Here is a 23627-nt window from a genome sequence, read left to right as displayed (position 1 = left end):
CAAGGAGGTAGTCATGGGTGAGATCACGGTGGTGTGCAACGTGAGCCTGGATGGTGTGATGCAGGCGCCGGGCAGGCCGGACGAGGACCCGCGCGACGGATTCCGGTACGGCGGGTGGGCAACGCCGTACAGCCAGGACGCGATGGGTCGCGTGCTCGGGAGGGGCCGCGGGTTCGGCGGGATGCTGCTCGGGCGCCGCACGTACGAGGACTTCGCCGGCTTCTGGCCGAACCAGCCGGACAACCCGTACACCGAGGCGCTCAACAACCAGCAGAAGTACGTCGTCTCGTCGACCCTGCAGAACCCCGCCTGGGCCAACTCCCACGTCATCACGCTCGACGACATCCCCAAACTGAAGACCGAGCAGGACCTCATCGTCCTGGGCAGCGGCCACCTGATCCGCTCAATCCCCGACCTGATCGACCACTACATCCTCCTCATCCACCCCCTGACCCTCGGCTCCGGCCACCACCTCTTCGGCACCCACCACCAGCCCCTAACCCTGAACCACTCCGAAACCACCACAACCGGCGTAGTAATCAACACCTACAGCCCGGCGGCCTGAGCCAGCACCTGGACTTCGTCGTACCTGCGCAGGGCTAGTTCGGCTAGGCGGGGGTCGGGGCCCAGGGGTGGGCTGATGTGGTGGGTGGGGGCTCGGCGGTGGAGGAGGGTTTCGAAGAAGCCTGGGGCCAGGAGGTACGTCGCTATGGCTGTGCGGGCTGGGGTTCGGGAGAGGACTGTGGTGAGAGGGGCGGCGGTGCCGGAGATGTAGGCGACGTCGACCGGGCGGTCGATGCGGGTGGAGAGGAGTGAGGCCGCGGACGAGCAGTCCTGGTGGGCTCGGGGGTCTGAGGAGCCGGCTGCGGCGAGGACCACGTGGTCGACTCGGGAGAGGTCGCCCAGGCGGTCGGCGAGGATGTCGGCCAGGACCGGATCAGGGCCGAGTGCCGCCGCCGCGCGGACCCGGCCCGGGTAGCGCTCCATCTCAGCCGCCACGTCGACGTACACGTGATAGCCGGAGCTGAGCAGCAGCGGCACCACGACCGCCTGGTTGCTGTCGGCAACGACCCTCCGTACCAACGACGGCAACGCCGGTACGTCGACATCCACGAAGCCCAGCGACATCGGTACGCCGGGACGCTGCCGCGCCATCATCCGGACCAGTTCGTGGACGACCCGGATGCCCCGCGGATCGGCGGTCCCGTGCGCCACCGCGACCAGGTCGATCACGAAGGAACCCCGGCCGCCTCGACCGCCAGCCGGTACCCGCGCCGGACCACCGTCCGGACCAGTTCCGGTTTCCCGATCGCCGTCCGGAGTCTGTTCACCGTGACCTCCACCGCGTGCACGTCCTCAGCACCTGGGAGCACCGCGAGCAACGCCGGTCGCGACACCACATCACCTCCGGCCGCCACCAGTGCGGCCAGCACGGCCCGCGGACCCGGACCCAGTGGCAGTACGACGCCGTCCAGGACCGCGGCGCCACCACGGATCACCAACTGCCCGTGCTCGGTCTCGATCGACCGCGCGTTGTCGTCGGTGAGCCGGTCGGTCACGATCCGGATCAACGCACCCAACCTGAAACGGTCCGGCACCAGCGGCTCCAGCCCGAGGTTCACGAATGGCCCGGCGGTCACCGGACCCACACAGGCGTTCAGCACCCGGCCGGACTTCAGCGCCGCGATCAGAGCGTCGTACTGCCCGGTCAGATCCGCCGAGTCGAGCATGGCCTGCGCACCGGGCGCCGACGTGTGCACCACCGCGTCCACCGCACCCGCGCCGATCTGACCGATCATCCGCTCCACCAGAGCTGGGTCGGGCGCCGGACCCCAGCGGTACACCTCCAGCCCACGCACCGACGCCCCGGCCGCGCGCAGCGAATCCTGCAGCGCCGGATCCGACAACCCATGCAGTTGTACGACGATCTTCCGGCCGATGACACCCTGGTCGCGCAGCCAGTCCACCACCTCGGCCGTCGTCTCGGACCGCGCGGACCAGTGCTCGACCAGTCCGGCGGCCCGGATCGCGCCACGCGCTTTCGGCCCACGCGCCAGGATCCGCGACTGCTCCAGCGTGCCGAGCAGGTCCGCCGCCAGGCCGGCGCTGTCCGCGGCCTCGATCCATCCGCGGAACCCGACCGCGGTGGTGACGACGACGTCGTCCGGCGGGTTCGCGATCACCCGCCGGGTCGCCTCGAGCAGCGCGTGGTCGTCGCCGACCGGCACGATCTGCAGCGTCGGCGCGTGCAGGACCTTCGCGCCCCGCCGCTCGAACGCCGCGATCAGGTCGTCCGCGCGCCGGTGCGCGGTGACCGCGATCGTGCAGCCACTGAGTGGCCCGGGCCTAGCCGTGCTCACCGAGATTCACCATCACCTGTCCGTCGACGATCTCGACCTCGTACACGGGCAGCGACACCGACGGATCGTCCAGGCACTGGCCGGTGCGCAGGTCGAAGACCTGCTTGAACATCGGCGACGCCACCGTCGGCACCTCGCCTCTGCTCCCCACGATGCCACGCGACATCACGTTCGCCCCGCTGAACGGATCCTGGTTGCCCAGAGCAAACACCTCGCCATCGTGGGTCCGGAACACCGCGAGCTGCAGCTCGCCGGCCAGGGCGGCGACCCCACGCTCCGGCAGCAGTACGTCGTACTCACAGACCACAAACGCAGTCACCACGCTCATCGGCGTACCTCCAATCGGGGGCCGGCCAGCAGCACCGGCTCCAGCTGTCCGCGTTCGGCCGGGGTGGCGGGTCGCGGCTGGTTGCGCTCGACCACGTACCGCAGGTCGGCGTCCGGCTGGTCCGGCGCGTTCACGAAGGAGACGAACCGGGCCAGCTTGTCGGGGTCGTTGAGCGTGGCCCGCCACTCGTCGACGTACGAGTCGACGTGCGCGGCCATCGCGGCGTCCAGGTCGGCGGCGATACCGAGGCTGTCGTTCAGTACGACGTCGCGGACGTGGTCCAGACCGCCCTCGATGTCGTTGATCCACACCGCGGTCCGCTGCAGCCGGTCGCCGGTGCGGATGTAGTACATGAGGAACCGGTCGATCGCCTGGAACAGCTCTTCGTCGGTCAGGTCGGACGCGAGCAGTTCCGCGTGCCGCGGCGTCATGCCACCGTTGCCACCGACGTACAGGTTCCAGCCCTTCTCGGTCGCGATCACGCCGACGTCCTTGCCACGCGCCTCGGCACACTCCCGCGCGCACCCGGACACCCCGAGCTTGAGCTTGTGCGGCGACCGCAGCCCGCGGTACCGCAGCTCCAGCGCGATCGCCATCCCGACAGAGTCCTGTACGCCGTACCTGCACCAGGTGGAGCCGACACACGACTTCACGGTCCGCAGCGCCTTGCCGTACGCGTGCCCGGACTCGAAGCCTGCGTCGACCAGCCGCTTCCAGATCGCCGGCAACTGCTCGATCCGGGCACCGAACAGGTCGACCCGCTGGCCGCCGGTGATCTTCGTGTACAGGCCGAAGTCGCGGGCCACCTCGCCGATCGTGATCAGGCCCTCAGGGGTGATCTCACCGCCCGGGATCCGCGGGACGACGGAGTACGTGCCGTCCTTCTGCAGGTTCGCCATCACGTGGTCGTTGGTGTCCTGCAGCGTCGCCCGCTCGCCGTCGAGGACGTGACCGGCCGGGTCCAGGCTGGCCAGGATCGACGCGACCACCGGCTTGCAGATGTCGCAGCCACGTCCGGTGCCGTGCCGCTCGACGATCTCGCTGAACGTCCGCAGCCCGGTCACCCGGACGACGTCGAACAGCTCGGCGCGGGACAACGCGAAGTGCTCGCAGAGTGCCTTGCTGACCTCGACACCGGCCTTGGTGAGCTCGGAGTTCAGCAGGTTCTTCACGATCGGCAGGCAGGAGCCGCAGCTGGTCCCGGCCTTGGTCTTGCCGCACACCGACTTCATGTCGGTGCAGCCGTCGTCGCGGACCGAGCACCGGATCGCGCCGGCCGAGACGTTGTTGCACGAGCACACCGGCGCGTCGTCCGGCAACTCGAGCTTGACCGGCGCGGCGCCCTCGGGCAGCAGGAACGCGGCCGGGTCCGCCCCGAGCTCGCGCCCGACCATCGGGCGGAGACCGGAGTACGCCGACGCGTCGCCGACCAGGATGCCGCCGAGCAACGTCCGGGCATCGTCGGACAGCACGAGCTTCTTGTAGACGCCGGCGACCGGGTCGGCGTACACGATGTCCAGCGCGCCCTCGGTCGCGCCGAACGCGTCGCCGAAGCTGGCGACGTCGACACCGAGCAGCTTCAGCTTGGTCGAGGTGTCCGCACCCGGGAACGTCGCCGCACCACCGAGCAGCCGGTCGGCGACGATCTCGGCCATCGTGTAGCCGGGGGCAACCAATCCCCAGACCCGGCCCTCGATGCAGGCGACCTCACCGATCGCCCAGACACCCGGTACGGACGTCCGGCAGCCTTCGTCGACCACGACACCGCCGCGTTCGCCGATCTCCAGACCGGCCGCCCGGCCGAGCTCGTCCCGCGGCCGTACGCCGGTCGCGAACACGACCACGTCGGCCGGCAGATCGGGGCCGTCGGCAACGGCCATCGCCCGGGCCGCGCCTTGGGACGTGAGCTTCACCCGGTTGCACTGCGTCGACACCAGCACCTCGACGTCGAGTCCTTCGATCAGCCGGGCGAGTGCGGCGCCGCCGCCCTCGTCGACCTGCAGGGGCATCAGCCGCGGCGCGAACTCGACCACCTTCGTCGCAGCACCCAGCGCCCGCAGCGCCCCGGCCGCCTCCAGCCCCAGCAGGCCACCGCCGACGACCACACCGCTGACCTGCCGGCCCTCGGACTTCAGCCGCTCCACGTAGACGCGGAGCGCGGCCACGTCGTCGACGGTCCGGTAGACGAAGCAGCCCTGCGCGTCGTTGTTCTTCACCGGCGGGACGAACGCCGACGAACCCGTCGCCAGGACCAGCTCGTCGTACCCGATCTGCTCGCCGCGCGCTGTCGTCACAGTGCGAGCGGTGGTGTCGATCGACGTGACCTGCACGCCCTTGCGGAGCGTCACCGCCGGGTCGTCCCAGAGTTCCGGTTCGCCGAGCGACAGGTCGTGAGGGTCGCGGCCCGAGAAGTAGCTGGTCAGCGCGACCCGGTCGTAAGGCAGCCGGGGTTCCTCGGCCAGCACGGTGATGCGCCACTGGATCTCGGTGTCGCGGGATCGCAGTGCCTCCACGAGCCGGTGCGCGACCATGCCACCGCCCACCACAACCACGTGCCGGGCCTTCTTCAGCTCTGTCATCGTCGCCCTCCTGCTCGGAACTGGTTCGGTCTCGCCGCGCCGGAAGCGGTCGAGCAGTTCGCCGACGGCGCCGGTGCAACTGCCGCACCCGGTCGTCGCCCGCGTCGTGGCGGCGATGCCGGCGACACTGTCGGCACCCCCACGCCAGGCCGTCTCGATCGCGGCCCTGGTGACCCCGTTGCAACGGCAGACGGTGGTCACCTTCTTCTTGGGTACGACGGGTTCCGCCAGCAACCCGTCCGCCGCGACCGGCGTCCCGCGGTCCGCCAGCAGCACCAGCTCCGCGGCTACCTCCGGCGCCCCGATCGCGACCGCGGACCGGACCACGCCATCGCGCAGCACGGCCCGCACATACCGCTCCCCGTCCTCGAGCCGCACCACCTCCCCATCCTCGTCCTTGTTGCCCAAGGCAAGTACGTCGAGCCCGCCGGCGGTCAGCCGCAGTACGTCGTACTCCGGCACGCCGGCCGGCTCACCGTTCAGCTGCCGCGCCAGTGCCTCGGCCTGCCCCCACGCGGACGCGACCGTCCCGCTGACCCGGCCATCGATCTCGGCACAATCCCCGATCGCATGCACCCGCGGATCATCCGGACTCGTCAGCGTGCGGTCGACGACGATCCCGTCCCGCACCGTCAGCCCAGCCGCCAACTCAGTCCGCGCGCGCACCCCACAAGCCACCACCAACAAGTCCCCGAACACCTGTCGCCCGCCACGCAGGCTCAACGCCCGGAACCGCCCATCCCGCGACGCAACCCGTTCGACCGTCGCGTTGAGCAACACCTCCACGCCCAACTCGCGGACCGCCCGCGTGACCCGCCGCCCCGCTGATCCTCGAACCGCCTTGTCCAGCAGCGTTTCCCCGTCATGCACCAACGTGACCGGCACACCCCGCCCCCGCAGTGCACACGCAGTCTCAACGCCAAGCACACCACCACCAATCACGACCACCCGCCGCACCCGACCCGCCGCATCAACCAGGGCGCGGGCATCACCCACAGAACGCAAGGTATGCGCTCCGGTGGAACCAGCAACCTCGGAAGGCACCGCGCCGGTCGCAAACACCAGCCGGTCGTAGGACCACTCGTGTCCAGCGGAATCCGTTACAACGTGGCGGTTGCGGTCGACGGCTACTGCGGTGGTGACCGGCTCGTTGCCGAGGATTGGCTCGGGGGTGCGGCCGGCGACGTACTCGGTGAGGCGGCTGCGGTTGTACGACGGCTCGTCGCCCAGCACCGTCACGTCGTACGACGTCAACAGCTCGGCCAACCGCCGACCGGCCATCCCACCACCGATGATCACCACGCGCGGGCTCATGCTGAGACTCCAGTCGCCGGCAAACTCGCCGCGCTCACCTCGACCGCACACGCCTTGAACTCAGGCATCCGCGACACCGGGTCGAGCACATCGTTGGTCAGCTCGTTGACCGCCTCCGCACCACCGAAATGGAACGGCACGAACACCGTGTCCGGCCGCACGTCCGCCGTCACCCGCGCCGGCAACACCATCGACCCACGGGCGGTTCGCAACCGCATCGGCCGCCCGTCCGCGATCCCCAACTGCGCTGCCACCCGCGGATGGATCTCCGCGAACACTTCCGGCTCCGCGGACGCCAGCTCCGCCACCCGCCGCGTCTGCGCCCCACTCTGGTAGTGCTGCAACAACCGTCCGGTCACCAGATACATCGGCGCCGCGGCGTGAAGGTCATCCGCGACCGGCCGATGATCCACCGCCACCACGTGCGCCCGCCCATCCGGCGTACCGAACCCGTCCGCGAACAACCGCGGCGTCCCCGGGTGCCCTGGCGAGGGAACAGGCCAGAACAGCGCCTCCCCCGCATCGATCCGCTCCCAGGTGATCCCCGAGTAGTCAGCCTTCCCACCGGCGCTGGCCCGTCGCAGTTCCTCGAACACCTCGGCCGGATCAGTCGAGAACGCCGCCCCACACCCCAGCCGCGAGGCCAACCCGGCAAACACAGCCAGATCACTCCGTACGTCGCCAGGCGGTGCGACAGCAGCCCGCCGCCGCAGTACCCGCCCCTCGAGCGACGTCATGGTGCCCTCTTCCTCGGCCCACTGCGTCACCGGAAAGACGACATCCGCCAGCAGAGCGGTCTCGGACGGTACGACGTCCGCCACCACCAGCAAGTCCAATGCGGCGAGGCGTTCCCGCACCGAGGCGAGCCGCGGCGCCGACACCAGCAGATTGCTCCCGTGAACGAGCAGCGCCCGCGGACCACCCGTCGTACCCAGCGCGTTGATCAACTCGACCGCGCTCTTGCCAGGACCAGGCAGGTCGTCGGGATCCACACCCCACACCCGAGCAACGTGAGCCCGGGCGGCCGGATCGGCGATGCTGCGGTACCCGGGCAACTGATCGGCCTTCTGCCCATGCTCCCGACCGCCCTGACCGTTCCCCTGCCCGGTGATGCAGCCGTACCCACTGCCCAGCCGCCCGGGCAGGCCCAGCGCCAGAGCAAGGTTGATACAAGCAGTCACCGTGTCCGTGCCTTTGCTGTGCTGCTCAGCACCGCGCCCGGTCAGAATGAACACTCCGGCACCGCCGTGCACCGGTGCAGCAGCCGCAAGTACCCGGGCCGCCCGACGGATCGTCGAGGCCGGCACACCAGTCACCCGCTCGGCCCGCTCAGGCCACCAAGCCGCGGTCGAGCGGAACAACCCCTCCGGGTCGTCCGTCCGCTCACTGAGGTACGCCGTGTCCGCAAGCCCTTCCTGCAGTACGACGTGCGTCAGCGCGAGTACCAACGCCAGATCGGTCCCCGGAGTCGCCTGGAGGTGGATCCCCGCGGCTTCCGCAGTCAGCCCGGCAGTCGCCGTACGACGCGGATCGACGACCAGCAGCCCACCCGCGTCCCGCGCGCCCTGCAGATGCGCGACCGCCGGCGGCATCGTCTCGGCGATGTTGCTGCCGACCAGCAGCACCGCACCCGCACCACCGAGGTCGGCCAGCGGGAACGGCAGCCCACGATCGATACCGAAGGCACGGTTCGTCGCGGCCGCTGCGGACGACATGCAGAACCGTCCGTTGTAGTCGACGTTCGCGGTCTTGAGCGCGACCCGGGCGAACTTGCCCAGCGCGTACGCCTTCTCGTTGGTCAGCCCACCACCACCGAAGACCGCGACCGCGTCCTGACCGTACGAGGCCTGCAACGACCGGATCCGGTCGGCAACGAAGTCCAACGCCTCGTCCCAAGTCGCCTCCACCAACTCACCCGTCGCGTTCCGCAGCAGCGGCGTCGTGAGCCGGTCCGGCACCGTGAGAACCTCCGGCGCCGTCCAGCCCTTCCGGCACAGCCCGCCGCGGTTGGTCGGGCCACCCTCAAATGCTTGAATGGCTCGCGGCTGCACCGACACCGCACCCGGCCGGTCGACCGGGTGCAGGGTCGTCGCGCACTGCAGAGCGCAGTACGGGCAGTGAGTAGGGACAGCCGTCACACGCGCTCCCCACTCAGCGGGCCGCCCTTGCGCAGGTAGCAGAAGTACGTCACTGCCAGGCAGACCACATAGAAGCCGCAGAAGACGTACAGCGCCGGGATCAGCGAACCGAAGTGGCTCGTCGACATCGCGAAGCCGCGCGGGACCAGGAAGCCGCCGTACGCGCCGACCGCGGAGGCGATCCCGATGCAGGCCGCCGCCTCGCGACGTGCCCGGCCCGGGTCGCCCGGCGTGGTCAGCCGGAACACCGCCGGGATCATCCGGTACGTCGATCCGTTCGCGGCGCCACTGGCGACGAACAGGAACAGGAAGCTGATCAGGAACCCGGCGAAGCTGCCCGCGTTCAGCGAGACGATCGCGGCCAGGATGCCCAGGCCCATCACCACGAACGAGCAGACCGTCACCCGGGCCCCGCCGACCAGGTCGGCCAGCTTGCCGCCGAACGGCCGCGCCACCGACCCGACGAGCGCGCCGAGGAAGGCGATGTTGGCCCCGGTGACGTCCGGGAACGTGGTCTTGATCAGCAGCGGGAACGCGGCCGAGAACCCGATGAACGACCCGAAGGTGCCGATGTAGAGGAACGAGATGATCCAGGTGTGCGGCCGCTTCGCCGCCGTCACCGAGGCCCGGAACGACGAGGTCGCGACGGACAGGTTCGCCATCACCTTCCACGCCAGTACGGCGGCCAGCACGATCAGCGGGATCCACAGCAGCCCGGCCCGGTTCAGCGACAACCCGGCTCCGGCGACGATCACGATCGGCACCACCAGTTGGACCACGGCGACACCGAGGTTCCCGCCGGCCGCGTTGATGCCGAGTGCGAAGCCCTTCTCCTTCTCCGGGAAGAAGAACGAGATGTTCGTCATACTGCTCGCGAAGTTGCCGCCGCCGACACCGGCGGTGGCCGCGACCAGCGCCATCAGCCAGAACGGGGTGTCCGGCTGGGTCAGGAAGTAGGACAGTCCGGCCGTCGGGACCAGCAGGAGCAGCGCCGAGACGATCGTCCAGTTCCGGCCGCCGAACCGCGGTACCGCGAACGTGTACGGCAGCCGCAGCGTCGCACCGACCAGGCTGGGCAGCGCGACCAGCCAGAACAACTGGTCCGTGCTGTAGGTGAAGCCCGCCTTGGGCATCGACACCACGACGATGCTCCACAGCTGCCAGACCGAGAAGCCGAGGAACTCGGCGAAAATCGACGGCCACAGGTTGCGCTGGGCCACCCGGCGCCCGGTCCGCGCCCAGAAGGTGGCGTCCTCGGGGTCCCACACATCGATCCAGCGGCCGCGGCGCGGCGCGTCGACCGTGCCGACCGTCCCGGTCCGGTCGCGGGGAGTGACGACCTCCGGTCGTGCCTCGAGCGTCATCGTGCGTCTCCGATCATCCGGCCTCACTTAGTAGGCCAGGACGCTATGACCGGGGTGTTTCCGAGCGGTCATCTCGTTGTTACGCCGCAGAAACGGCTCCCGCACACCGGTCGCGGGGTGGTGAGAGATGACTGGGTACTGTGCCCGTACCGACGGCGAGGGGACAGCGGTGGAACAGGACGAACAGCGGGGCCCGGACAACGGCAACGGGCTTCGGAAGGGCCGGGGCAAAGGGCGCTGGGCGTGGCGGGCCGCGATCGCGGCGGTCCTGATCGGCTGGCTGGTGCTGGGGTCGCTCGGCGGCCCCACGGTCGGCAAGCTGAGCGAGGTTCAGGAGAACGACAACGCGAACTTCCTGCCCAAACAGGCCGAGTCGACCCTGGTCGCCAACGAGTCGGCCAAGTTCGTCGACTCCAAGGCCCTGCCGTACTTCGTCCTGATCGTGCGCGACTCCGGCATCACGCCGACGGACCTGGCCAACGCCAAGGCCTTCCTCGCCTCCGTCCCGGCGATGGACCTCGGCGACGGCAAGACCATCGGCGACTACCTCGCCGCACCGGCCACGACGATCGTCCCGTCCGAGGACAAGAAGGCGCTGCTGCTCACGGTCGAAATCGACGGCGACCGGGCCGATGAAGTGGTCAAGAACGGGGAGACCGTGCTGTTCGCGGTCGCCGACACGATGCGCACCGACATCAAACAGACCCTCACTCCGACCGGTCTCGAGGTCTACGTCACCGGTCCGGGTGGGGTGTTCGCGGACTTCGTGGTGGCGTTCAGCGGCATCGACGGGATCCTGCTCGGTGTCGCGCTCGCGGTCGTCTTCGTCATCCTGCTCATCGTCTACCGCAGCCCGGTGCTGCCGATCGCCGTTCTGCTCACCGCCGTCTTCGGTCTCGCCCTGGCCGCGCTGGTGGTGTACCCGCTGGCCAAGAGCGACGTACTCGAACTGAACGGGCAGAGTCAGGGCATCCTGTTCATCCTGGTCGTCGGGGCCGCGACCGACTACTCGCTGCTGCTGGTGTCGCGCTACAAGGAAGAGCTGCACGACTACGCCAGCAAGTACCAGGCGATGCGGATCGCGTGGCGGGCCGCGGTCGAGCCGATCGCGGCCAGCGCGGCGACCGTCATCCTCGGTCTGCTCTGCCTGCTGCTCTCCCAGCTCGGCAGCACCAAGGGCCTCGGCCCGGTCGGCGCGATCGGTATCGCCGGCGCCTTCGTCTCCGCGATGACCTTCCTGCCCGCGATCCTGCTGGCGTTCGGGCGGCGGATCTTCTGGCCGTCGATCCCGCGGCTCGACCACGTGCACGCCCGCGACCAGGTCGGCGGCCGCAAGCTCTGGGGCCGGGTCTCCGGACTGGTCGGCCGCCACCCGCGCCGGGTCTGGGTGACCACCGCGCTGGCCCTGCTCGCCTGTGCCGCGTTCCTGCCGACGTTCCAGGCCAGTGGCACATCGCAGGAGGACCTGTTCCTGAACAAGGTCGAGTCCGTCACCGGCCAGGAGGTGCTCGGCCGGCACTTCGACGCCGGCGCCGGTACGCCGGTCCAGATCCTCACACCGGCCGACCAGGCCGACCAGGTGGTCCAGACCGCGACGAAGGTCGACGGCGTCGCCACAGCGTCCGCCTCCGTCGCTCCCGGCGTACCGCCGAAGGTCGTCGACGGGAAGGTGCTGGTCCAGGCCACACTGAACGTCCCAGCGGACTCACCGGAAGCCACCAAGGTGGTCGAGCATCTGCGGACCGAGCTGGACACGGTCGGTCAGGACGTCCTGGTCGGCGGCAGTACGGCGATCAACCTCGACGTACTCGACGCCAGCAAACGCGATCTGCGCGTGATCATCCCGACCATCCTGGCGGTGATCTTCGTCGTGCTGATGCTGTTGCTGCGCTCGATCGTCGCGGCGGTGCTGCTGGTGGTCGCGAACGTGCTCTCGTTCGGCGCGACCGTCGGAGTGAGCGCGATCGCGTTCAACCACATCTTCGACTTCCCCGGCGCGGACCCGAGCATCCCGCTCTACGCGTTCGTCTTCCTGGTTGCCCTCGGCATCGACTATTCGATCTTCCTGATGACCAGGGTGCGGGAGGAATCCCAGGAACAGGGCACCAGACCGGGCATCCTGGTCGGCCTCGCGGTCACCGGTGGCGTGATCACCTCCGCCGGGGTGGTGCTCGCGGCCACGTTCTCGGCGCTCGCGGTGCTGCCGATCCTGTTCCTGGTCCAGATCGCGTTCATGGTCGCGTTCGGCGTACTGCTGGACACGACCGTGGTCCGCTCGCTGCTGGTGCCGTCGCTGGCCTACGACATCGGCAAGCGGGTCTGGTGGCCCAGCAAGCTCTCGTCCTAGTGCCCTGCGCCAAGGGATCTCCGACGCAGGGCACTAGGGTGCGAGACATGGAGACGTTCGAGGGCACGATCGTGGTGAACGACGGGGGCGGCGCCTGGGTGGAGGTGCCGGCCGAGGTGATCGCCGGGCTCGGCGGCGGCGGGCGGATCCCGGTGCACGCGACGTTCGACGGCGTCGCGTACCGCGGCTCGATCGCGTCGATGGGCGGCTGCATGGCGCTCGGCATCCTGAAGAGCATCCGCACCGAGCTCGGCAAGGGCGCCGGGGACCAGGTCACAGTCACGCTGGAGCGGGACGCGGCCGAGCGGACGGTGGAGGTGCCGGCGGATCTCGCCGCCGCGCTCGAGGAGGCCGGGCTGCGGAAGGCGTTCGACGCGCTGAGTTACAGTCACCGCCGCGAGCACGTGAACGCGATCAATGACGCGAAGAAACCGGAGACCCGCGCCCGCCGGATCGGCAAGGCGCTGGAGATGCTCAACCCCGCTTGAGCGACGCTCTTTTCCTGTAGTTGAAGCGATCTCGAAGATTCGCTCCCGCCGATACCCCGATCGCCGCCTCACACCTCACCTCATGACGCGCAGTCTGTCACCACGCCTGTGTCGGGTCGCTCGTGTCGACAGTATTCGTTAACCTCCGGAAAAGGGGGTCGAGGAAGTGAGGAGCCCGATGGCAGACACGAGAACGACTGACCACGGCAGATTCGCACTGCCCACCAAGAACCTGCCCGCACCGCAGGTCCGTGACCTACCCGAACCACCCAGCCAGACCTGGAAGATCGTCGGCCCCGGCATGGTCGGCGCGGGTGTCGGCCTGGCCTCCGGTGAGTTCATCCTCTGGCCGTACATCTCCAGTCAGGTCGGCCTGGTGTTCCTCTGGGGCGCCGTCGTCGGCGTGGTCGTCCAGTGGTTCCTGAACATGGAGATCGAGCGGTACACGCTGGCCACTGGTGAGACAGCGTTGACCGGCTTCAACCGCTACGGCAAGCACTGGGGCCTGTTCTTCGCGATCATGACCTACTTCGCGAACATGTGGCCCGGCTGGGCGACCAGCTCGGCCGCGATGCTGACGTACCTGTTCGGCGCCGGCGATCCGCGCTGGATCGCGATCGGCATCCTGCTCGTCATCGGCGTGATCCTGACCTTGGCACCGGTCGTCTACGTCATGCTGGAGCGGCTGATCCTGGTCAAGATCCTCGCCGTCACCCTGCTGGTGATCCTGGCGCTGGCCTTCGCGATCCGGGCGAAGACCTACCACGCGCTCGGCGACGCGGTCACCCACCCGGAGTTCCCGGCCGACCAGCTCGGATTCGCCCTGATCATGGGTGCGATCGCGTACGCCGGAGCCGGCGGCGGCCAGAACCTGGTGCAGAGCAACTGGATCCGGGACAAGGGTTTCGGCATGGGTGTCCACGTGCCGCGGCTGACGTCGCCGATCACCGGCGAGACCGAGGCCGACCCGACCGCGAACGGCTACGTGTTCGAGCCCGACGAGGCGAACATGGCCCGCTGGCGGCGCTGGTGGAAGTTCGCCAACATCGAGCAGCTCGCGACGTTCGTGGCGATCACGGTGCTCACGATCGTGTTCACCTCGATGCTGGCGCACGCGACGCTGTTCGGCGACGAGACCGTCAAGAACAGCATCAGCTTCCTGAAGATCGAGGGCACCACGCTGCAGTCCGCGGTCGGCGACTGGTTCGGCTACCTGTTCTGGGCGATCGGCGCGTTCGCACTGTTCGCGGCAGCGGCCGGCATCGTCGACTACACCTCGCGGCTGGCCTCGGACATGATCAAGGCCCGCTATCTGCGCGACTCGGCGGTCAGCGAGTCCAAGCTGTACTTCTGGCTGGTCTGGGGACTGGTTGCCTTCGGCATCATCGTGCTGCTGGCCGGCCTGGACCAGCCGCTGGTGCTGCTGGTGATCTCCGCCTGCACCGCGGGCACGATGATGTTCGTGTACTCCGGCCTGCTGTGGTACATGAACTCGCGCGCCCTGCCGCAGGCCATCCGGATCAACCTGGTCCGCACGCTGGTGATGGCCTTCGCCTTCCTGGCGTTCGGGTTCCTCGCCGTGTTCACCGTCATCGACCAGATCAAGAACAACTTCTAGTTCCTGGGACCCCGGGGTACGCCGTACCCCGGGGTCACTTGAAGTCGGTCAAGTAGTCGGTGACGACCTGCTCGGCCTCGGTACGGCGTTCGACCGCGACGCCACTGCGGTCGCGGACCTTGCGGTACAGCTCCACGCACGCCTTCAACGCCCGCAGGCAATCGTCTCGGTCCGCCGTCGCCACGGTCTCCCGCAACTCCGGCACAAGCTCCGGCACCAACGTCTCCAACCGCCGTACGCCGGACGGCTTCGGCGTACGACCGTGGACGGCGAGCGGCGCGATCGCGGCCGAACGCAGCGCACCCAGGCCTTCGATCGCCTCGAACAACTCGCCCCGCGCGATCTTCACGCCGATGTAGTGGACCCAGCCCCAGAACCGGTCCTCGATCCATTGCGGGTCCCGGTGCGGCCACTGGGCCGGGCCACCAGGAGTCAGGTCGACGGTGTCGTCCCGCTGCCATAGCACCAGGCCGTCCTCCACCCGTTCGCGCAGGTCCTCCTGCGTGACGAACTTCAGATCGACGTGCAGCAGGGGCGGGCCGTAGAGCGCGATCAGCAGCCGCCGCTCGCCGACGTGTTCGCCGGTAAAGCTCGTCAGCAGCGGGCCGAGCCGGCCGGCGAAGGTGCGGGCGTCGGCCAGGAGCGCCGCATGGCCCTCCGGAGTACAGACCAGCACCAGATCGAGATCCGAGTACTCGTCGCTCGTCCCGGTCGCGATCGATCCGCCGGCGACGACGGCCAGCAGCCGCTCGTCGGCCACGGCCTCGGCGACGACAGCCGCCGCGATCTCCCGAAGGTGCGCAGGAACCTGGTCGATCGGTGTGGTCACAACTCCTCCTCGGGATGCGTGGTCAGTGCGTGAGCATCAGGATCAGCCGGACGACGAAGGACAGCGCGAGGACCGCGACACAGGCGATCCGCCACGGCGTCGTACTCGGTCGCAGCGGCAGGAACACGCCCAGCAGCAACGGAATCGAGGCGATCATCATCCAGGTGTACGAGTCGTCCATGACGTCGAGAGTGCGGTGACTGCACTCCAGGTACTCCGTGACGTCCGTCGGGCAACTGGCGTCCGCTCCGGCGTAGTGGACGATCTCGACCACCGCGAGCACGAGATTCGCGATCACGATCAGAAAGGCCGTTGTCCGCCACACCTGATCCTTCGTCCGTACGTCGTCCTGAACCCACACCGCAGTCACGCTACTGCTTGTCCGGCGCAATCTCCTGGCAATTACCGGACGGCAAGACCGCCCCAGCGCGGCGCGTACGACGGCACGACCGACTGGCAGTCGACGATCTGCGGAGCGTCGGCGGCGAAGCCCCAGATCCAGCCCAGGCGGTCGATCCGCCCGTCCTTCAGCGAGAACGAGACCGGCTTGCCGACCTTCGCCGGGTCGTTCGACGCGGTCACCACGCCGGTCGCGACCGCAACGGGTCCGCCGGCGACCAGGCAGTCGATCCGGCCCTCGACGTCCACCCCGGACCCGCGCCGGTCCACGAAGTGGAAGTCCCCTTGAACTTCCGTCGGGTTGCCGCCGGCCGGGACCCGGGCCGCGAACTGGAACCGCAGCGTGGCATCACCGAGCAGCGCGGCGACCGTGGTCCCGTCGCCGGCGGCTTTGACCGCGACCGTCGTACCGCTCGCCTTCGCCGCGTGTCCGGTGCCGTGTACCTGGAAGCCGCCTTCGGTCAGCGGGAACGTCGGCGCGGTGCCTTGCAGCAGGCTCACCGGTGCGTCGAAGAATCCCCAGATCCAGCTGATCCGGTCCTGCCGGCCGCCGTCGTACACGGTCAGTGAGATGTTCTTGCCGATCATCTCCCGCGGCAGTCCCGGATGGTCGGCCGAGTCGATCACGCCGGTGACCACGGCCACCTCGTCGACCGCCTTCAGGCTGGTGATCGGGCCGCTGAACTCCGCGAGCAACTTCCCGTCCGGCTTGCGGTGTACGACGTGGAAGGTTCCGGACGGATGCAGCGGGTCGGTGGCCCGCCCGTCGATCTCGAACCTGACCGGATCGCCGGCGAAGGCAGGGCCCCACTCCGGTCCGAGCGTGCCACCACCTGCTCCGACCACCCGCATGACGCCCGTCGAACCGCCATGGTCGTTGCCAGCAGCAACCGCCGACGGCACGGCACCGGCCGTCACCGCCAACGCCACCGCCCCGACGACCAGCCGCCGTACGAATCTCCGGCTTTCCACGCGAACCCCTCCTCGGTCGGGCCCGCCGCGTGCGGGCCACCGAGAAGAGGCTTCCATCCGGACAGCGGCCGGGGATCCATCCCGAGAACCAACTGTCTCCCTCCGCCGGGGGAGATCAGCGCTGGTACGGCTGCGGTGCTCCGTTGACGGTGGTGAAGATCGAGTAGACCGAGGTGGTCGCGGTCACGAAGAGGCGGTTGCGCTTGGCGCCGCCGAACGTCAGGTTGGACACCGTCTCGGGGACGAGGAGCTTGCCGAGCAGCATGCCGTCGGGGTGGTAGACGTGCACCCCGTCCGCCGCCGAGGCCCAGATGCGGCCCTCGGTGTCGAGGCGGATGCCGTCGAAGATCCCGTTGCCGCACTCGGCGAACACTTCGCCGCCGGACAGCTTGTCGCCCTCGACGGTGAAGACGCGGATCGTCCCCTCCTCCGAGTCGGTGATGTAGAGCAACGATTCGTCCAGCGAGAAGACCAGCCCGTTCGGGCGGTTGAAGTCGTCGGCGACCCGGGTCAGCACACCGTCGGTCGAGACCCGGTAGACGTGACAGCCGCCGGTCTCGATCTGGCCCTTGTACCCCTCGTAGTCGCTGTCGATCCCGTACGCCGGGTCGGTGAACCAGACCGAGCCGTCCCGCTTCACCACGACGTCGTTCGGGCTGTTCAGCCGCTTCCCGTCGTACTCCGAGGCCAGCACCGTGATCGCGCCGTGGTGCGCGGTCCGGGTGACCCGCCGGTTCCCGTGCTCGCAGCTGACGAGGCGGCCCTCGGTGTCGAGCGTGTGCCCATTGGTGTTCCCGGCCGGCTGCCGGAACACCGACACCTGGTACGACGTCTCGTCCCAGCGCAGGATGCGGTCGTTCGGGATGTCACTCCAGAGCAGGTAACGGCCGGCCGGCGAGTACACCGGGCCCTCCACCCACCGGCCTCCGGTCCACAACCGCTCGAGCAACTTGTCCCCACGGATGCCGGCGAACCGGTCGTCCAGCGATTCCCAGACGGCCGGCGCGGTGCCGGCCAACGGCTCGAGGATGGTCATCAGCACTCTCCAAGGGCTCGACTGTGCGTCAGCCGGGAAGCCTATTCCCTCGGGGCCGCCCATGGTTGCGGTGCGCCGGATGCGGTCAACAGCCAAGACCAGACCGCGTTCGTCGCGGTGATGAACAGCCGGTTGCCTTTCGGTCCGCCGAACGTCAGGTTGGAGACGACGTCGGGCAGCAGGAGCTTGCCGATCAGCGTGCCGTCGGGGTCGAAGCAGTGCACACCCTCGTGCGTCGCGGCCCAGACCCGGCCCGCGTCGTCCAGCCGGATGCCGTCGAACATGCCGGCCTCGCAGGGCGCGAACACCTCGCCGCCGATCAACTTGTCGCCGTCCACCTCGAACCGGCGGATGTGCTTGCCCGGGGTGTCGACGACGTACAACTGGGACTCGTCGAGCGAGAACGCCAGCCCGTTCGGCCGGATGAAGTCGTCCGCGACCACGCTCAGCGCGCCGTCCGGGGCGATCCGGTAGACGTGGCAGCCGTCGATCTCCTGCCGGGCCTCGTGACCCTCGTAGTTCGAGGTGATCCCGTACGGCGGGTCGGTGAACCAGATCGAGCCGTCCCGCCTGACGACCACGTCGTTCGGGCTGTTCAGCCGCTTCCCGTCCAGGTGTGACGCCAGCGCCGTCCTCGTCCCGTCGTACTCGGTCCGGACGACCTGGCGCTCGCCCTGGGAACAGCTGACCAGGCGGCCCTCGCGGTCGATCGTGTTGCCGTTGACGTACCCCGACGGCTGGCGGAAGACGCTCACGTCGCCCGAGACCTCGTCCCAGCGCAGCAGCCGGTCGTTGGGGATGTCGCTGAAGATCAGGCAGCGCCAGGCCGGTGAGTACGCCGGTCCTTCCAGCCAGCGGCCGCCGTCGTACAGGCACTCGACGTACTCGTCCCCCGCGATCTTGCGGAACCGCTCGTCGAGCACCTCGAGCTCGGCCCGGATCCGGGTCGGTGCGGCGGACAGCGTGATGGTCATTTCCCTCCTTTGTCGAATGTCATCCTGCTACAGTTCTAGAGCACAGGATGAGGTTTGGTAAAGGGTGACAATGACCATAGACGAGACCGACCGCAAGCTGCTCGCCGAACTCCAGTTGAACGCGACCCAGTCGTACGCGACGCTCGGCCAGGTGGTCGGGATGTCGGCCGGGGCCACGCACGAGCGGGTCCGGAAGCTGAAGGCGGCCGGCGTGATCCGGCGCACCGCGGTCGAGGTCGACCCGGCCGCCGTCGGGCAGGGCGTACTGGCGTTCGTCCTGCTGGACGCGGACGCCTGGATGGGCGACGAGCCGACCCTCCGCGCACTGGAGGAGATCCCGGCGGTCCAGGAGGCGCACATCATCGCCGGCCCGGCGTCCGTCCTGGTGAAGGTGCGCACGGCGACCACCGAGGACCTGCAGGCGACCCTGCGCGCTCTGCACCAGGTGGACGGCGTCACCAGCACGCAGACCATCGTCGTGCTGGAGTCCTGCTTCGAGCGGCCGCCCGCTGTGATGTAGCCGGGATGTGAGGAACACCCTCCCCGCTGGAGGCCCGCTTCACCCTAGACTCAGGCTGGCCGAAGGGAGTCAGCTGTGTCCGACAGCAAGAAGATCACCAAGGTGCTGATCGCCAACCGTGGCGAGATCGCCGTCCGGGTCGTCCGGGCCGCCGCCGACGCGGGGCTCGGGAGCGTTGCCCTGTACGCCGACCAGGACCGCGACGCCCTGTTCGTCCGGCTCGCCGACGAGGCGTACGCGCTGGACGGGTCGACACCGGCCGACTCCTACCTGAACATCGCCAAGATCCTCGACGTCGCGGCCCGGTCCGGCGCCGACGCCGTCCACCCCGGCTACGGCTTCCTGGCCGAGAACGCTTCCTTCGCACAGGCCGTCCTGGATGCCGGACTGATCTGGATCGGCCCGCCGCCGTCGGCGATCGACTCCCTCGGCGACAAGGTCAAGGCGCGGCACATCGCCGAGAAGGTCGGCGCACCGCAGGTTCCCGGTACTCCGGACCCGGTCGGTGGGGCCGACGAGGTGGTGGCCTTCGCCGAGGAGTACGGGCTGCCGATCGCGATCAAGGCGGCGTACGGCGGTGGCGGCCGCGGGATGAAGGTCGCGCGGACGCTGGAGGAGATTCCCGAGCTGTTCGAGTCCGCGACGCGCGAGGCTGTGAGCGCGTTCGGCCGGGGTGAGTGCTTCGTCGAGCGGTACCTGGACAAGCCGCGGCACGTCGAGACCCAATGCCTGGCCGATGCCCACGGCAACGTTGTGGTCGTCTCCACCCGGGACTGCTCACTGCAGCGCCGGTACCAGAAGCTGGTCGAGGAAGCGCCCGCGCCTTTCCTGACCGCTGAGCAGCTCGAGACGCTGTACACGTCCTCCAAGGCGATCCTGCGTGAGGCCGGGTACGTCGGCGCCGGCACCTGTGAGTTCCTGGTCGGTCAGGACGGGCTGATCTCGTTCCTCGAAGTGAACACCCGCCTGCAGGTGGAGCACCCGGTCAGCGAAGAGGTCACCGGCCTCGACCTGGTCCGGGAGATGTTCCGGATCGCCGACGGCGAGGAGCTCGGGTACGACGATCCCCTCGTGGCGGGGCACTCGATCGAGTTCCGGATCAACGCCGAGGACGGTGGACGCGGCTTCCTGCCCGCACCGGGCACGCTGACCCGCTGGCACGCGCCGTCCGGCCCGGGCATCCGGCTCGACGGCGGCTACGACCAGGGCGAGACCGTGCCGGGCGCGTTCGACTCGCTGGTCGCGAAGCTGATCGTCACCGGCCGGGACCGGACCCAGGCGCTGGAGCGGTCGCGGCGCGCGCTCCGCGAGTTCGTCGTCGAGGGCATGCCGACGGTCATCCCGTTCCACTCCGCCGTGGTGTCCGACCCGGCCTTCGTCGGCGACGACGGCTTCAAGGTCCACACCCGCTGGATCGAGACCGAGTACGACAACCAACTCACGCCGTACGACGGACCCACCGCTGAGATCCCGGAACCCACCGAACGCGAGAAGGTGACCGTCGAGGTCGGCGGCAAGCGCCTCGAGGTCGTGCTGCCTGCTGGACTCGGCGCGTCCTCGGTCGCGGCGGCCGGCGGCGCCGGTGCTGGCGCTGGCGCTGGCGCCAGGAAGAAGCCTGCACGTCGGGCGGGCGGCTCGGGCAAGGCCTCGGCCGCCTCCGGCGACTCGCTGACCTCGCCGATGCAGGGCACCATCGTCAAGATCGCCGTAGAGGAAGGCGCGACGGTGGCCGAAGGCGACCTCATCGTCGTCCTCGAGGCCATGAAAATGGAACAACCCCTCAACGCCCACAAGTCCGGCACCATCACCGGCCTCACCGCCGAGGTAGGCGCCACCGTCACCGCCGGCGCAATCCTCTGCGAAATCAAGGACTGATCAAGCGCGCCTCGAGACCGTCGAGGATCGACTGCAGGCCGAACTCGAAGGTGCTGTCGGGTTCGGCGAGTTAGCCGGCCTCGCGGTCGTGCGCAACGGGGGCTCGCAGGCGGGGAACTCCCTGTCGAACTCTTCCCGACAGCCGGCCCGCCGGTGCGGCGACCTCACTGCTTTCGTCAGAGTTTCCTGCGTCGCCTGCTCGGGATCCCGTCCACCGCGGGCGCTGGGTGAGCGAGACGTTCGCCGCTGTCCCTCGTACGGCTGCCCACGAAGATGAAGACGACCGCCGCCGCGCGATCAGCTCGTGCTAGGTCTTGATGTGCCGGTAGATCGCGGTTTCCCCGATCCCAGCCTCTGGCCGAGCGCTCGCATGTTTGCTCGTCGAACCCTTCACTGTCTGGCGCCCCACAATCTGTTCCACTGTCAACGTGTTCCCACAGGCGTACCTCACGCTGGTCGAGCCAGTGCTCTCCGACCTGTTCCGGTTGTTGCTTTAGGCAACTTCCACAGGGATCCGCGACTGTGGAGAGCCATCACTCGTCTTGTGGACAACGAAGTACGTTGAAAACAAGGCCTTCTGGCGCCAGAAACTGTCGGAGGCGGTGTCTAGAGTTCGTGGCATGGAACTACTGGGTGAGCGACCGGTGTGGTCGATGAGTGGCGCGGAGAGACTCGCCACTCTCGACGCGCTGCATGCCGAGCTCGCACGCTTGGAGACCTACCGACTCCACGTGATCTCCGGCCTGGACGACATCGGATACGCCCAGGAGATCGGCGCCCACGACACCGCCCAGTTGCTGGCCTTCCGCTACCGGATCGACCGCCCCGAGGCGCGACGCGACGTACGTCTCGCCCTGGCTCTGTCCAAGTACGCCGAGGTGAACGCTGCCCTCCCCGCACCCGACCACCCCGTCGAGCTCCATCCGCCGGGAGACCCAACTCCGGATGACCCGAATGCCCACGATCCGGACCTGCGCGACGCCGCGAATGACGAGCGGTCCGAGGCGGCCGACGTGCACCTGCGTCCCGCCCAGGCCGACGCGATCGTCTCCGCGCTCGAGCGAGTCCCGTCCACGGTCCCGGCCGCGGACATCGCCGTCGCCGAACAGCAACTGGTCAACCTCGCCCGCCACCTGTCACCCGGCGAGCTCCGCAACGCCGGCCAGCGGATCCGCGACGTACTCGACACCGACGGCCCCGAGCCGGACGAACGGAAGGCGTACGACCGGGAGAGCCTGGTCCTGTCCACCGCGCCCAAGGGCGTCAAGTTCCGCGGGTACCTCGCCAACGAGAACGCCGAACTCCTCCGATCCCTCGTCCACGCCGGCGCCCGCCCCCGCCGCACCGTCGACGGCCAACTGGACCCCCGCCCCCGCGACAAACGCCAAGCCGACGCCCTGACCACCACCCTCACCATCGCAGCCACCGCCTATGACACCAGCCCAACCCATCCCCGGAAGCCCTCCACGCCCGCTCCCGCCACACCAGCCGCCGACCGCGCCCAAGGCGCCTACACACCAGACGCCAAGGGCAACTCGGGCAGCCACGCGACAACTGCTGACGGCAACCCAGCCGACCGCCCGGCAGGTGCTGACGGCAACCCAGGCGATCGGGCGGCAGGAGCTGACGGCAACCCAGGCGATCGGGCGGCAGGGGCTGTTCCTGGGTTTGGCGCGAAGGCGACGATCACGGTCACGATCGATCTGCAGGATCTGAAGTCGGCTGCCGCGGATGCGACCGGCGAGGTGGTGTACGGCGACAACCTGTCCGCGGCCGCGATCCGGCGGCTCGCGTGCGACGCAAAGATCATCCCGCTCGTCCTCGGTTCCCACTCCGAACCACTCGACGTCGGCCGCGCCGAACGCCTCGTCAACCGCGCGATGCGCCGCGCCCTGAACGCCCGCGACAAAGGCTGCGTGGTCTGCGGCGCCCCTCCGATCCAGTGCGACGCGCACCACGTACGCTCCTGGATCGACGGCGGCCCTACCGCGGTCTCGAACCTGGTACTTCTCTGCCGCCGCCACCACATCGACCTCCACGCAGGCGACTGGACCGTCACGATCACCGACGGCGTGGTCCATGTCTCCCGCCCCACCTGGGCCGACCCACCACCCATCCGGAGGGCGACACCGGCATCCCTCCGAGAAGCCGCGACCCGCGCGATCTGGGGCGAACCCTCCTCGACCGATCCGCGCGCGATCAAGCACACACCATCCCCCGACGATCGACCGCTCGAGCTCCATCCAGCCGGCGCCGTCCACACAGATCGCCCGTTCGATCCCTGGCGCGACGCCGCGACCACCTCAGGGCCCGCGCCGTAGCGGCCCGTGATCATCGCCGCCATCCCAGGACGACCGCTCGCCGAACCTTGCGCAGCTAACGGCCGCGACACGGCGAGGTGGTGGGCGACCACGCCCTCGCACGGGCTCCACCACCGCAGCCCGACGCAACGGCACCGACCCGGCGCAACGGCATAGACCCGACAC

The 23627-nt window shown here is 69.1% G+C and carries 18 protein-coding genes; 7 read left to right on the top strand and 11 right to left on the bottom strand.

Annotated elements, in window-relative coordinates; genetic code table 11:
• Positions 1-13 precede the first annotated feature (13 nt).
• Positions 14-565, top strand: coding sequence for a dihydrofolate reductase family protein (locus ACGFH6_RS35940; protein WP_393393270.1), 552 nt, complete (start codon positions 14-16; stop codon positions 563-565).
• Here the strand turns inward: ACGFH6_RS35940 and ACGFH6_RS35935 are convergent.
• From ACGFH6_RS35935 to ACGFH6_RS35910, 6 genes are read right to left on the bottom strand one after another with little or no spacing between them, the layout of a single operon-like run.
• Complete coding sequence (locus ACGFH6_RS35935; protein WP_393393267.1) at positions 547-1233, bottom strand: sirohydrochlorin chelatase; 687 nt, start codon at positions 1231-1233, stop codon at positions 547-549. The genes ACGFH6_RS35940 and ACGFH6_RS35935 overlap by 19 nt on opposite strands.
• Entirely contained in the window at positions 1230-2360 is a 1131-nt protein-coding gene (locus tag ACGFH6_RS35930; RefSeq protein WP_393393264.1) for a uroporphyrinogen-III synthase, read from the bottom strand. The genes ACGFH6_RS35935 and ACGFH6_RS35930 overlap by 4 nt, the downstream gene beginning before the upstream one ends.
• Positions 2347-2688 carry a nitrite reductase small subunit NirD gene (gene nirD / locus ACGFH6_RS35925; protein ID WP_393393261.1) on the bottom strand — a complete coding sequence of 114 codons (342 nt, stop codon included), beginning with the start codon at positions 2686-2688 and terminating at the stop codon, positions 2347-2349. The genes ACGFH6_RS35930 and nirD overlap by 14 nt, the downstream gene beginning before the upstream one ends.
• A complete protein-coding gene (nirB, locus tag ACGFH6_RS35920) occupies positions 2685-6581 on the bottom strand; it encodes a nitrite reductase large subunit NirB (protein ID WP_393393258.1) in 3897 nt (1298 codons plus the stop codon). Before nirB ends, nirD begins: the two co-directional genes overlap by 4 nt.
• Positions 6578-8719, bottom strand: coding sequence for a molybdopterin oxidoreductase family protein (locus ACGFH6_RS35915; protein ID WP_393393256.1), 2142 nt, complete (start codon positions 8717-8719; stop codon positions 6578-6580). The genes nirB and ACGFH6_RS35915 overlap by 4 nt, the downstream gene beginning before the upstream one ends.
• Positions 8716-10083 carry an MFS transporter gene (locus tag ACGFH6_RS35910; RefSeq protein ID WP_393393253.1) on the bottom strand — a complete coding sequence of 456 codons (1368 nt, stop codon included), beginning with the start codon at positions 10081-10083 and terminating at the stop codon, positions 8716-8718. The genes ACGFH6_RS35915 and ACGFH6_RS35910 overlap by 4 nt, the downstream gene beginning before the upstream one ends.
• Before the next feature lie 127 nt (positions 10084-10210).
• Here ACGFH6_RS35910 and ACGFH6_RS35905 point away from each other — a divergent pair, with 127 nt between their 5' ends.
• The 3 genes from ACGFH6_RS35905 to ACGFH6_RS35895 all read left to right on the top strand — a co-directional run bounded on the left by ACGFH6_RS35905 (position 10211) and on the right by ACGFH6_RS35895 (position 14536).
• The gene (locus tag ACGFH6_RS35905) at positions 10211-12430 is read left to right on the top strand and encodes an MMPL family transporter (protein WP_393393250.1); all 2220 of its coding nucleotides are present in this window, start codon (positions 10211-10213) and stop codon (positions 12428-12430) included.
• 47 nt (positions 12431-12477) lie between these two features.
• On the top strand, positions 12478-12918 hold the full coding sequence (locus tag ACGFH6_RS35900; protein WP_393393247.1) for a YdeI/OmpD-associated family protein: 441 nt from the start codon (positions 12478-12480) through the stop codon (positions 12916-12918).
• A gap of 178 nt (positions 12919-13096) precedes the next feature.
• Entirely contained in the window at positions 13097-14536 is a 1440-nt protein-coding gene (locus tag ACGFH6_RS35895; protein WP_393393244.1) for an Nramp family divalent metal transporter, read from the top strand.
• A 34-nt stretch (positions 14537-14570) separates the two neighbouring features.
• On the opposite strand, the gene ACGFH6_RS35890 is transcribed toward ACGFH6_RS35895, so the two are convergent.
• The 5 genes from ACGFH6_RS35890 to ACGFH6_RS35870 form a co-directional block, all read right to left on the bottom strand.
• Entirely contained in the window at positions 14571-15365 is a 795-nt protein-coding gene (locus ACGFH6_RS35890) for a hypothetical protein (RefSeq protein ID WP_393393241.1), read from the bottom strand.
• A 22-nt stretch (positions 15366-15387) separates the two neighbouring features.
• Positions 15388-15726: a hypothetical protein gene (locus ACGFH6_RS35885; protein ID WP_393393238.1), complete on the bottom strand. Its 339-nt coding sequence runs from the start codon at positions 15724-15726 to the stop codon at positions 15388-15390.
• Between the two features lie 41 nt (positions 15727-15767).
• A complete protein-coding gene (locus tag ACGFH6_RS35880; protein WP_393393235.1) occupies positions 15768-16736 on the bottom strand; it encodes a hypothetical protein in 969 nt (322 codons plus the stop codon).
• Positions 16737-16851: 115 nt separating this feature from the next.
• The gene (locus ACGFH6_RS35875) at positions 16852-17772 is read right to left on the bottom strand and encodes an SMP-30/gluconolactonase/LRE family protein (protein WP_393393232.1); all 921 of its coding nucleotides are present in this window, start codon (positions 17770-17772) and stop codon (positions 16852-16854) included.
• Between the two features lie 41 nt (positions 17773-17813).
• Positions 17814-18746: an SMP-30/gluconolactonase/LRE family protein gene (locus tag ACGFH6_RS35870; protein WP_393393229.1), complete on the bottom strand. Its 933-nt coding sequence runs from the start codon at positions 18744-18746 to the stop codon at positions 17814-17816.
• Positions 18747-18816: 70 nt separating this feature from the next.
• Between ACGFH6_RS35870 and ACGFH6_RS35865 the strand changes: the two genes are divergently transcribed.
• From ACGFH6_RS35865 to ACGFH6_RS35855, 3 genes are all read left to right on the top strand, one after another.
• Positions 18817-19266: an Lrp/AsnC family transcriptional regulator gene (locus ACGFH6_RS35865; protein WP_393393226.1), complete on the top strand. Its 450-nt coding sequence runs from the start codon at positions 18817-18819 to the stop codon at positions 19264-19266.
• Positions 19267-19341: 75 nt separating this feature from the next.
• Positions 19342-21141: a biotin carboxylase N-terminal domain-containing protein gene (locus ACGFH6_RS35860; protein ID WP_393393223.1), complete on the top strand. Its 1800-nt coding sequence runs from the start codon at positions 19342-19344 to the stop codon at positions 21139-21141.
• Between the two features lie 620 nt (positions 21142-21761).
• On the top strand, positions 21762-23462 hold the full coding sequence (locus ACGFH6_RS35855) for a DUF222 domain-containing protein (protein ID WP_393393220.1): 1701 nt from the start codon (positions 21762-21764) through the stop codon (positions 23460-23462).
• Positions 23463-23627: the final 165 nt, after the last annotated feature.

This window comes from Kribbella sp. NPDC049227 (genome assembly GCF_043197265.1).
GTDB lineage: Bacteria > Actinomycetota > Actinomycetes > Propionibacteriales > Kribbellaceae > Kribbella.
This window is presented reverse-complemented; position numbering and strand designations above follow the sequence as displayed.